The 11,445-nt window shown below is 70.2% G+C and carries 8 protein-coding genes and 1 pseudogene; 1 reads left to right on the forward strand and 8 read right to left on the reverse strand.

Going from position 1 to position 11,445, the window contains the following annotated elements; translation table 11 throughout:
• Window positions 1-209: 209 nt before the first annotated feature.
• The 5 genes from ACH34W_RS39740 to ACH34W_RS39760 all read right to left on the reverse strand — a co-directional run bounded on the left by ACH34W_RS39740 (window position 210) and on the right by ACH34W_RS39760 (window position 6,971).
• Window positions 210-848: a hypothetical protein gene (locus ACH34W_RS39740; RefSeq protein WP_395966357.1), complete on the reverse strand. Its 639-nt coding sequence runs from the start codon at window positions 846-848 to the stop codon at window positions 210-212.
• A gap of 322 nt (window positions 849-1,170) precedes the next feature.
• A complete protein-coding gene (locus tag ACH34W_RS39745) occupies window positions 1,171-2,742 on the reverse strand; it encodes a DUF2079 domain-containing protein (RefSeq protein WP_395966358.1) in 1,572 nt (523 codons plus the stop codon).
• Window positions 2,743-2,914: 172 nt separating this feature from the next.
• Complete coding sequence (locus ACH34W_RS39750; protein ID WP_395966359.1) at window positions 2,915-5,599, reverse strand: FtsX-like permease family protein; 2,685 nt, start codon at window positions 5,597-5,599, stop codon at window positions 2,915-2,917.
• Window positions 5,596-6,366, reverse strand: coding sequence for an ABC transporter ATP-binding protein (locus ACH34W_RS39755; RefSeq protein ID WP_395966360.1), 771 nt, complete (start codon window positions 6,364-6,366; stop codon window positions 5,596-5,598). The genes ACH34W_RS39750 and ACH34W_RS39755 overlap by 4 nt, the downstream gene beginning before the upstream one ends.
• Window positions 6,363-6,971, reverse strand: a complete 609-nt coding sequence (locus ACH34W_RS39760; protein ID WP_395966361.1) for a PadR family transcriptional regulator — start codon at window positions 6,969-6,971, stop codon at window positions 6,363-6,365. Before ACH34W_RS39760 ends, ACH34W_RS39755 begins: the two co-directional genes overlap by 4 nt.
• A gap of 146 nt (window positions 6,972-7,117) precedes the next feature.
• Between ACH34W_RS39760 and ACH34W_RS39765 the strand changes: the two genes are divergently transcribed.
• The gene (locus ACH34W_RS39765; RefSeq protein WP_395966362.1) at window positions 7,118-7,948 is read left to right on the forward strand and encodes a hypothetical protein; all 831 of its coding nucleotides are present in this window, start codon (window positions 7,118-7,120) and stop codon (window positions 7,946-7,948) included.
• A 139-nt stretch (window positions 7,949-8,087) separates the two neighbouring features.
• On the opposite strand, the gene ilvC is transcribed toward ACH34W_RS39765, so the two are convergent.
• The 3 genes and pseudogenes from ilvC to ACH34W_RS39780 form a co-directional block, all read right to left on the reverse strand.
• Window positions 8,088-9,071, reverse strand: a complete 984-nt coding sequence (gene ilvC / locus ACH34W_RS39770) for a ketol-acid reductoisomerase (protein ID WP_395966363.1) — start codon at window positions 9,069-9,071, stop codon at window positions 8,088-8,090.
• A 60-nt stretch (window positions 9,072-9,131) separates the two neighbouring features.
• Window positions 9,132-9,656 carry an acetolactate synthase small subunit gene (ilvN, locus tag ACH34W_RS39775; protein ID WP_395966364.1) on the reverse strand — a complete coding sequence of 175 codons (525 nt, stop codon included), beginning with the start codon at window positions 9,654-9,656 and terminating at the stop codon, window positions 9,132-9,134.
• A gap of 5 nt (window positions 9,657-9,661) precedes the next feature.
• Window positions 9,662-11,428: pseudogene (locus tag ACH34W_RS39780) on the reverse strand (acetolactate synthase large subunit); the annotation flags it as partial.
• Window positions 11,429-11,445: the final 17 nt, after the last annotated feature.

An 11,445-nucleotide genomic window follows, 5' to 3' on the forward strand; every position in this document is an offset into this window, starting at 1 on the left:
CCGCCCGCTCAGCGGGTAGCCGGACTGGCACCCGAACGCCCCTTTCGTCCGAGCCACCCGAACACCGCGCCCCATACCCGATGAATCACCGCAAGTGGAACGATCCACTATGTGATACGGATCACTCAAGATCGTCTGCGTGATCGGGGGCCGTCCCGTGGGCGGCCCCCGGGCACCCGGCATCGGGGCCTTGGCCCCACGCCTGGGTGTCAGGCTGCGTTCGGCTCCGGGATGGCCGTCAGGACGGTGGCCACGCCGTTGGCGTCGGCGACCTCGATGTGCGGGACGTCGATGAACACCCGCAGCGGACCCGCCGGCAGGCCGAGGTCGTCGGCGACCTCGAGCTGGATGCCGCGCAGCGGAACGTAGGCCAGGTAGCCCCGGTAGACGTTCTGCGAACGGAACATCGCGGTCATGATCAGTCTGTAGTCCCGGATGCGGAACGAGAGCGCGGCGAGGGTCGGCACCGCCTCGGCGTCCTCGCCCGGGACGGTCAACGAGATCCACGCACTGGTCGTCCAGGGCCGGGATCTCAGCAGGTCCGCCACCCAGTGCAGCTGGTGCACGCCGTTCAGGTCCCGCAGCCGCTCCCCGAGCTCGCTGTCCATGGTGCGCCGGGGCCGGTCCTGTGCCCAGCGGGACATCCGCGCGCCGTCACCGTACTCGCGGAGGATGGGATCCTCCCAGCTCAGCGAGGCTATTTCGAAGAGGATCGGCGGGCCCTCGATGATGGGGCCGTGGTCCTCCATGCCGGCCTCGCCGGCCGCCCATACGTGTCGCAACGCGGCAATCCAGGCCCGCCCGCAGGTCTCCCAGCGCCGAACGGCCCGGTCCCCTGCCCCCGCCACGTCACGACTCCCCGCCAATATTCACCCCCGAGCGAGGGCCGGTAATCAGGGAATTACCTGCCTCAGGCAATGCGCGCAAGGGAATAGATTCCGGCCCGCGCGCGAGGGTCTCTGCCCTTGTCTCCCGCTGATGATCGCCACTCATGACTCCGCCCCACCGCCACCACGGCTGCGGTCACATTGAGTGTTTACCCAGGTTCGGGGGGCTGGCCGCCCGCCGTCGCGACTTTCTCTAAGTATCGGGCAAAGAGCGGGAAAACGATAGTGCAAAAGCTGAGAGTTGCGACCTCAACTGGCTTTCTGACCAGAGTGATCCTTTTCCTTACCGAACACTCCGCCGTTCAGTAACGGTCACCTGCTTGCGGTCGCTCTGCGGGATGTTCGCCGGTTCGGGGCCCGGCCGGTGGAGCACGATGAAGCCCTCCCGCTGGAAGAGCCGACGGTAACCACCCGCGACCAGCACTTCCACCCGCCGTACCTGCTCGTCCCGTGAGCCGAACGGGAACTGCCGCCTGCGGGTGTCGGCGATCACCCAGGGCGCGTCGCGGGGCTCCCAGTCCCACAACAACACCCGGGTGCGCGTCGAGAGCGCCGGCCCGAGCGGGTTGACCGCTTCGACCAGGGCACCGTCGGGCACCAGCGCCGCCGCGGCCGCCGCCGCCCGCGCCCGCTCGTTCCGCTGGTAGAACGAGTCGTTGGCGAACTCCCCGAACGAGAAGTACGGCACCGTCACAACCGCAGCGACGAGGAGCCCCACGGCCGGGGCCAGCCTCAGGGCAGCTGACTTTGAGACACGCCCTAGACCGCGCGGCCACGAGCGACCGGCGAGCAGGCGGTGGAGCCGGACCGCCCCGTCCACGGAGGCGAGCAGCAGGACGGCGACCAGGAAGGCGTTGTAGTGGTAGCGGGCTTCCCACCAGTTGGGGATCCGGTCGGCAAGCATCCGTTCGGCCAGCAGCGGAACGGCCGTCAGCGTCAGTGGGGACGCCAGCGGCAGGAGCAACAAGGGCAGGACGAGCAGCGCCATCGTCTCGAGCTTCAGCGGCGGGGTACCGAGGGCCGCCACCGCGTCCCAGGGATGGGTCAGCAGGTGCAGTGCCGCGCTCGGCAGATCGGGCCCGAACGAGCCGTACGCCCAGTAGTAGTCGTCGTCACCGCCGAAAGCCGAGATCAAAATCCGCGAGCTCACCCACGTCGCGACCAGGCCCACAACGACATGGACCGCCCCGGCCCTTCGTTCTCCCCGCCTGGTGAGCAGGAACAGGCCGAACCCCGCCAGCAGCAGGCCCATGTCCTCCTTGACCAGCAGCAGCATCCCGGCCACGAACGCCGCCTGCCCGCGCCGGCCCGCGTCGTACCGCTCGACCAGCAACGCCGACAGCAGTGGCACGAACGCGACCTCATGGAAGTCGAACGCCAGAGCCTCCGCGATCGGCCACGCCACCACGTAAGCGCCGGAGACGCAGTACGCCGCGGCGCTTCCCAGCCTGCGTTCGGTGTAGCGCCAGATCGGCACGATGGCCAGCGCCAGCAGCACGGCCTGGGCGACCACCAGGGTCTCCGGTCCGTCGTGGATCCAGTAGAGCGGGGCGAGCACCGCCAGCATCGGCGAGAAATGGTCGCCAAGGATGGAGAAGTCGGGGCCGAAGCCGTTGTGCACACCCTTGACCATGGCCACCGGCGGCTCGAACCGGCTGTACGACCGGATCGCCTGATCGAAGATCACAAGGTCGTACGTACTCGCGCGGAACGTGTGGATCCGCAACAAGGAGTACGTCGCGTACAGCACAGCCGCCGCGGCGACCAGTCCGGCAAGGGGAACCCGAGGCCGCAGAACACGCGCCGGAGACTCGTCGCCGTCCGCCTTCTCAGTCACCGCAACCGCCTCAGTCACGCGCCAGGAGGCTACCAGCCCCGGCACACAACCAAGTCACCCAAAAGTGACTTACCGGCCACATCCCGTTGCGCGCGGCCGCCCCGGGCGGGCGGCCGCGCTATCCAGCGGGCTATCAGGCGCACTATCCGGCGCGCCATCTGTCGGGCTGTCCAGCGGGCTATCTGGCGCGCTAGGCGGCTGCTCGCCGGACCATCGGGAGCCTGGAGCGGGTGAAGAGGCCTGCGGCGAGCATGGCGATCAGCGGTACGACGACCCCGATGGCTCCCAGCAGTTCCCAGGGGATGGCGACGATCGTGCCGTGGGCCGTGGTGTCGATGGAGCCCGCGTCCGCACGCGTGTACTCCTGGCTGGTGAGCGGCCGGGCGACGGCGATGCCCGGTGCCAGCCCGGCCAGCATGCCGAGCCAGCACCCGAGGATCGCGATGAACCCGGCCTGTCCCATCATCAGCAGCCGGCGGGTCCGCGGCCGGGCGCCCACGGCGGCGAGCGTGGCCAGGTCGGGCCGGGAGTCCGCAGCCGAGAGCCCGGTGGCGATCAGCGAGCCGCCCAGGACCATCAGCGTCCCGGCCAGTCCGAGGAACAGCAGGACCTGGCTGAACGACTCGGTGAAGCCGCGCTCGACGTAGACCTGGGCCGGGCTGAAGCCACCCGTGAGCCCGTCGAACCGTTCCTGAAGGCGCTCCTGCTCGTCCTTGGTCACCCGGTGGTCGGCCCGGTCGATCCCGAACCCGGTGGAGTCGAGCGGCAGCCCGATCTTCGTCGCCACGGCGGGCGGCACCATCGCCCGTACCCCGGTCGCCTCGGGGACCGCGATCGCGGGCAGCCTGCCGAACGACCGGACGACCTTCTCCTTGTCCTCCACGTACTCCTTCAACTGGACGGGGACCGTGCCCCCGGCCGGCGGCTTCACGTGGAAGAGCACGATCTTCCCCGCGGTGAGGGCGGCGGACACGGCCGGATCGTCGCGGCCGAGCAGCAGCCGGGCTTCCCGCGGCCCGCCGACCAGGGTGTCGATCATGATCGACTCGGGCCCGCTGTAGGCCCTGCCGAACGTCGCGTACGGGCACTTGCCGGGCCCTTGCTCCACGCAGACCCGGTCCTGGCCGGGCAGGCTCCGCAGCGGTACCGCAGGCACGCCCGGCAACTCCCGCGCGACCGCCTGGCGCATCCGTTCGGCCAGCACGTTCTGGTTGCCCTCGTGCGCCGTCCCCTGGATCAGAGTGGTGCCCATCGGCAGCAGCGGCCGGTATTCCTGCCGGCTCTGGGCGAAGTCGCTCGCACCCCCGATGGCGAGCGCCGTGATCCCGGCGACGGCAGCCATGATCGCTGCGACGGCGGGGGCGGCGCGGCCCCGGTTGCGGGCGCCGTCGCGGACCGCCAGCCGCATGGGCAGCGGCAGCCGCCCCGCCGTGCGGCCGGCCAGGCCCACCACCCATGGCCCGATCATCACGCAGCCGATGATGATCGCGATCGCGCCGATGGCGGCCCCCATCTCGCGCCAGAGCCGCACGCCGACCAGGCAGAGGACGATGCCACCGATGATCAGCACGCCACCGGCGATCGGCCAGCCGCCCCGGGACCGGGCCTGGTCACGGCGCCCGCCGAGAGCGGCCACGACGTCCATCCGCGCGGCCTGCCGAGCCGGCATGTAGGCGGCCGCCAACCCGCTGAGGGCGCCGAGCACCATCGGCAACGGGACCAGTGTCCACGGGATCTCGAACGGGCCCATGGCGCTGCCGCTGTAGGCCTCGTACACCGGCCCGGCCGCAGCGGCGAGCCCGATGCCCGCGGCAGCGCCAAGCAGCGCGGCGGCACCGCCGATGACGATGCCCCCGGCCAGCACGACGGTCCGCAAATGCCGGGCGTCGCCGCCACTGGCCGCGACCAGCGCGAGCTGGCGGCGTTGCCGCCGGACCCCGACGGCGAACGCGGGACCTGCCAGCAGGACGACCTCCAGCACCACCATCGCAACGATCATGGCGGCGATCGCCGTGGTGGCGTTGTCGGTCCCGGTGTTCTGCCTGGCCTCGACCGGGATCTGGTCGTCCGGAGGCGGGTTCGTCACCACCTCGCGCGAGAGGACGGTGATACCGAGTTTGTTGAACTCACGCACGTCCGCCCATGTGACCGGCTTGCCACCGGTGCCGATCAGCCACCGAGTGCTGGAGTCCCCGTTGCCGGCACCGTCCGTCCCCTCTTGGTTGGGGAAGGCGCCGGGCAAGGCCACCGCAAGGGAGCGTCCCGATGACCGCGGGTCCGTGACGAAGCCGACCACGCGCTTCTGCGCGCCGGTGCGCTCGGTCTTCGCGGTGGCGCCGATCCGGAAGCCGCGTTCCCCGAACTTGGCGGGCAGCGCCACCTCGTCCGCCGTGGCGGGCAACCGCCCCTTGGAGACCCTGACGAGACCGGCGGTCAGCGGATCGCGCAGATCGACCTCGGTGACCTCCGCCTGCAGCACGCCGCGCTCGGTCCTGATCGGCAGTGCCTTGCCCTCGACGTACGGCAGGACCTTGGTGCCCGGACCGTACTTCGCCTGGACCTGGCGGGTGATCTCCTCGGCGGACCACGGCTTGGGCGAACTTTCGGTCAGCCTTCCGTAGGAGGTCTCGGTGGGGTCTTGCTCCACGGGTGAGTGCGCCGAGCCGGTGAGCCGCGCCTCGGCCCTGCCCAGGTCGTACTGCAATGACTCGCGGGCCGACCACTCACCCGTCTTGAACAGCACCGACAGGGCCACGATGGCCATGACGGGGAGCCCGATCATGCACAGCACGAGCACCGTCCGGCCCTTGGACCTCAAAGCGTCCCGCCGGGCGATGCGCAGCGCGACGCCGTAACCGGCGCCGCGACGGCTCACCGGGTCTCCTGCAGGAGGGACTCGGGACCGGGCCGCCCGCCGGTGGCGTCGACCATCCGGCCGTCCCGCAGGAAGATCACCCGATCCGCCCACGCCGCGTGCCGGGACTCGTGCGTGACCATGAGGCAGGCCGCTCCGGCGTCGCAGCGGGCGCGCAGGATGCGCATGACGTCCTCACCGGTCTGGCTGTCCAGCGCGCCGGTCGGCTCGTCGGCCAGGACCAGCCGGCGGTCGCCGACCAGGGCGCGGGCGATCGCCACCCGCTGCTGCTGGCCGCCGGACATCTCGTCGGGGAACCGGTCGGCGAGCTCGGGGATGCCCACCTCCTGGAGGGCGATGGCCGCCTCACGGCGAGCCTGCCGGGCCCGGAGACCGTCGAGCTCGCGCGGCAGCATCACGTTCTCGACCGCGGTGAGGCTCGGGATCAGGTTGAGGTCTTGGAAGACGTAGCCGATGCTGCGGCGGCGGAGCGCCGCGAGCCCGGCCTTGCCGAGCGCGCCCAGGTCGGCTCCCTCGACGACGACCTGGCCGGCGGTGGGCGCGTCGAGCCCGCCCGCGAGGGTGAGCAACGTGGACTTGCCGGACCCGGACGGGCCCATCACGGCGACGAACTCCCCCGCTGCCACGGCCAGGCTGATCTCCCTGAGGGCGTGCACGAGGTTGGCACCGGCGCCGTGGTCGCGGGAGAGGCCGTGCATCTCCAGGACGTTGTGCCGTCCGCCGGGAGGGGGAGGATCGGCATGGGGAGGAGTGGCAAGGACGCTCATCTGCGTCCCCCCTTCGTGGTCTGGGGAGTGCCGGGCTCGTCGGCCGGCACCGGAGCGGGCAGGCCCGGGTGGTCCGCGTGCTCGGCGCGGATGACGTAGGCCTCGCAGTGGTCCAGCCAGCGCACCTCGGCCTCGGCCTGGAAGATCATGGACTCGAGGACCAGGCGCCAGGCCCGGTCGCCGGAGTCGGCCGGGATCGCGGGGGCGTCGGCCTTGAGCCGGGTGAGGTCCTGGAGCGATCGCAGGGTCGCGGTGCGCTGGGACTGGACCACCTGGCGGACGTCGATCCCGGGGGTCGTCACCGCCATGGCGAGCTTGATGGCCAGCTCGTCGCGGGGGCGGTCGGCGCGGGCGATGGGGGTGACGAACCACTGCCGTACGTCCGCCTCGCCCTCCGGAGTGATCCGGTAGACGAAGCGCCCCTCGTCGTCGGCGCCCACCCGGGTGACGAGCTCGTCCCGTTCGAGCCGGGAGAGCGTGGAGTAGACCTGCCCGATGTTGAGGGGCCAGGTCGCCCCGGTGGACGACTCGAACTCGGCGCGCAGCTGGTAGCCATAGCGGGGCCCCTGGGCCAGAAGTGCCAGAAGACCGTGACGGATCGACATGCGTACCAAGTATGCATACGAGGTATCCAGTGCGCAATACCGAGTATGCATCCGCTGTGGCGGAGACGACACGCTGTGCGAATTTCACTGTAGGCGATCTGCCGGACCCTTACCGTAACGGGTGTCCCCGCCTTCAGGAGAGCCTTGTGTCCTCAGACTGCGCGATCAGTGTGCTCCACGACGTCCTCCGCGTGTACGACCACCGCTTCCTCGACATGGACGACGCGCAACGCGCCCGGCTGCTCCAGGGCACCCGGCAGGTCCTGGGCGAGGGCCTGAGCGACTCCGCCCGCGCCGCCTTGCCCCTTGGGTACCGGCTGCGCGCGTTCTGCATCCTGCACGGCCTGGAGGATGAGCTTGAGCGCCTGATCCGTGACGAGGTCGAGGGCGTCAAAGTGGGCGCCGTCGTGGTGGGCGGCCGCGTGTACGCCCTCCATCCGTACCTGCGCGGCGTTCCCCGGCAGGACGCCGACATCACCGGCGAGGTGGGCGTGGAACACCGGCTCGACGCCGTCTCGTGGCAGGGCAGGAGGCTCCGCGTCCGCGGCCACGCGTGCATCGAACGCATCGAGGCGCGCGAGACCAAGGTCGAGGTGCTCCTCCGCGAACGCCGAACCCGGGTCGAGCACCGTTTCCCGGCCGACCCGTGCGAGGACGGCGGCTTCGAGGTGCAGGTCGACCTCGGCGCTTCCGCCGTCGGCCCCGGGCGCTGGGACCTGCACGTGACCGTGTCCGCCCTCGGTGTCACCCGTTCGGCCCGCTTCGGAACGGTCCGCGGCGACAAGCTCAAGACCGAGCCGCAGCGGCGGGGACTCGACTCGACCACCACGGCGAAGATCTACTTCACCAAGGGCGGTCACCTCGCCGTCCTGATCCGCAGGGGCAAGAAGCACCCCAGGCTCCGCGCCGGACTCCGCCGCGTCACACCCCGCCCGCTGGCACGCGTGATCGACAAACACCGCCGCTCCCTTCGTTGAACGCGGCGTCACACGAACGCGGTGAACGCAACGACACACGACCGCGGTGAAGCGGCGGCACATGAAAGCGGTGAACGCGGCGGTACACGAAAGCGGGGGCGCCCTGGCTGGGCGTCCCCGCTTCGGGTGAGGCGCTGGGTCAGTCGTTCAGCCAGCTCATCATCGGGCGCAGGGTGGCGCCCGTCTTCTCGATGGGGTGCTCGGCCAGTTCCTCGCGGTACTTGCCGAACTGCACCTGGCCGCCCTCGAACTCGGCGACGAGCTCCTTGGCGAACTGGCCGGACTGGATCTCACCGAGGATCTTCTTCATCTCGGCCTTGGTGCCGGCGGTGACCACGCGCGGGCCCCGGGTGTAGCCGCCGTACTCGGCGGTGTCGGACACCGACCAGTACATCTTGGAGATGCCGCCCTCGTACATGAGGTCGACGATCAGCTTCACCTCGTGCAGGCACTCGAAGTAGGCCACCTCGGGCTGGTAGCCGGCCTCGATGAGGGTCTCGAACCCGGCCTTGATCAGCTCGGAGAGCCCGCCGCACAGCACGGCCTGCTCGCCGAAGAGGTCGGTCTCGGTCTCCTCGGTGAAGGTGGTCTTGATGCCGCCCGCGCGCAGGCCGCCGATGGCCTTGGCGTACGACAGCACCAGCGGCCAGCCGTTGCCGGACGGGTCCTGCTCCACGGCCACGATGACCGGCACGCCGCGGCCCGCGGTGTACTGGCGGCGTACCAGGTGACCCGGGCCCTTCGGGGCGACCATGCAGACGTCCACGCCCGCCGGCGGCTCGATGAGGCCGTAGCGGATGTTGAGGCCGTGGCCGAAGAAGAGCGCGTCGCCCTCGACGAGGTTCGGCTTGATGTGCTCCTCGTAGATGCCGCGCTGCAGGTGGTCCGGGGTGAGGATCATGACGAGGTCGGCCTCCTCGACCGCCTCGGCGACCGTGAGCACCCGCAGGCCCTCGGCCTCGGCCTTCTCCCGGCTCTTGGAGCCCTCGGCCAGGCCGACCCGGACGTCCACGCCGGAGTCCCGCAGGGAGAGCGCGTGCGCGTGCCCCTGGCTGCCGTACCCGATCACGGCGACGTGCCGGCCCTGGATGATGCTCAGGTCGGCATCGTTGTCGTAGAACATCTCAGCCACTGTGGTGCTGCCTTTCGCTTTCGGTGATGGGTCGTACTTCAGGGGTCGTGCTCACGCGCTGCGCTCGATGGCGCGCAGCGAGCGGTCGGTGATGGAACGGGCGCCGCGGCCGATGGCCACCATGCCCGACTGGACCAGTTCCTTGATGCCGAACGGCTCCAGCACCCGGATGAAGGCCTCCAGCTTGTCGCGGTTGCCGGTGGCCTCGATGGTGACGGCGTCGGGGGCCACATCGACGACCTTGGCGCGGAACAGCTGGACGGTCTCCAGGACCTGCGAGCGGGTTTCGGCGTCGGCGCGCACCTTGACCAGGATCAGCTCGCGCTGCACCGACTGGGACGTGTCCAGCTCGACGATCTTGAGCACGTTCACCAGCTTGTTGAGCTGCTTGGTGACCTGCTCCAGCGGCAGCTCCTCGACGTTCACCACGATCGTCATCCGGGAGATCTCCGGGTGCTCGGTGGTGCCGACGGCGAGCGACTCGATGTTGAACCCGCGGCGGGAGAACAGGGCCGCCACCCGCGCCAGGATGCCGGGCTTGTTCTCCACCAGGACGGAGAGAGTGTGCATGCTCATCTCGGTCAGTCTCCGTTCTCGAAGTCGGGGGCCAGGTCCCGGGCGATCTTGATGTCGTCGTTGGTGGTGCCGGCGGCGACCATCGGCCAGACCATGGCGTCCTGGTGGACCACGAAGTCGATCACGACGGGGGCGTCGTTGATCTCCATCGCCTTGGCGATGGTGGCGTCGACGTCCTCCACGCGGTCACAGCGCAACCCCACGCAACCGTACGCGTCGGCCAGCTTCACGAAGTCGGGGATCCGCTTCGCATGGACGGCCTGGTCCTGGAGGTTGGTGTTGGAGTAACGCTCGTTGTAGAAGAGCGTCTGCCACTGCCGGACCATGCCGAGGTTGCCGTTGTTGATGATGGCGATCTTGACCGGGATGCCCTCGATCGCGCAGGTGGCCAGCTCCTGGTTGGTCATCTGGAAGCAGCCGTCGCCGTCGATCGCCCAGACCTGCGTGTCCGGCGCGCCGACCTTGGCGCCCATCGCGGCGGGGACCGCGTAGCCCATGGTGCCCGCGCCGCCGGAGTTGAGGAACGCGCCGGGCCGCTCGTACTTGATGAACTGTGCGGCCCACATCTGGTGCTGGCCGACACCCGCCACGTAGTAGGCCTCCGGCCCGACCATCTTGCCGATGCGCTCGATGACGTGCTGCGGCGACAGGGAGCCGTCATCGGGCTTGTCGTAGCCCAGCGGGTAGGTGTCGCGCCAGGCGTTGAGCTGGCGCCACCAGTCCTCGTAGTCGCCCTTGCGGCCGTTCTCGTGCTCGTTCTGCACCGCGACGATCAGGTCCGCGATGACCTCGCGGGCGTCGCCGACGATCGGGACGTCGGCGTGCCGGTTCTTGGAGATCTCGGCCGGGTCGATGTCGGCGTGCACGACCTTGGCGAACGGGGCGAAGCCGTCGAGCTTGCCGGTGACGCGGTCGTCGAAGCGCGCGCCCAGGGTGACCAGCAGGTCGGCCTTCTGCAGGGCGCCGACCGCGCCGACGCTGCCGTGCATGCCCGGCATGCCCATGTGCAGCCGGTGGCTGTCGGGCAGCGCGCCCTTGGCCATCAGGGTCGTGACGACGGGCGCGCCGGTCAGCTCGGCGAGGACCTTGAGCTCGGCCGAGGCGCCGGCCTTGATGACGCCGCCGCCCACGTACAACACCGGGCGCTCCGCCTCAACGATCAGCCGTGCCGCCTCGCGCACCTGCTTGGAGTGCGGCCGGGTGACGGGCCGGTAGCCCGGGAGCTGCATCTGCACCGGCCACTGGAAGCCGAACGTGGACTGCAGCGCGTCCTTGGAGATGTCGACCAGGACCGGGCCGGGGCGGCCGGTGGAGGCGATGTGGAACGCCTCGACGATCGTGCGGCCGATGTCCTCCGGCCGCGTGATCAGGAAGTTGTGCTTGGTGATCGGCATCGTGATGCCGGCGATGTCCGCCTCCTGGAAGGCGTCCGTGCCGATCGACGCGCTCGGCACCTGGCCGGTGATCGCCACCATGGGGACCGAGTCCATGTACGCGTCGGAGATCGGCGTGACCAGGTTGGTCGCACCCGGGCCGCTGGTGGCCATGCACACGCCGACCTTGCCGGTGACCATCGCGTAGCCCTGCGCGGCGTGCCCGGCGCCCTGCTCGTGCCGGACCAGGATGTGGCGCAGCTTCTTCGAGTCGAAGAGCGGGTCGTACGCCGGGAGGATCGCCCCTCCGGGGATGCCGAACACCGTATCGACGCCGACGTTCTCCAGGGCGCGGACCAGCGCCTGGGCTCCCGTCATCTGTTCGGTCGTCATGTTCCTGTTTCCTTGGGGAGAGT

It is taken from the genome of Actinomadura sp. 6N118 (assembly GCF_044326415.1).
Taxonomy (GTDB): domain Bacteria; phylum Actinomycetota; class Actinomycetes; order Streptosporangiales; family Streptosporangiaceae; genus Spirillospora.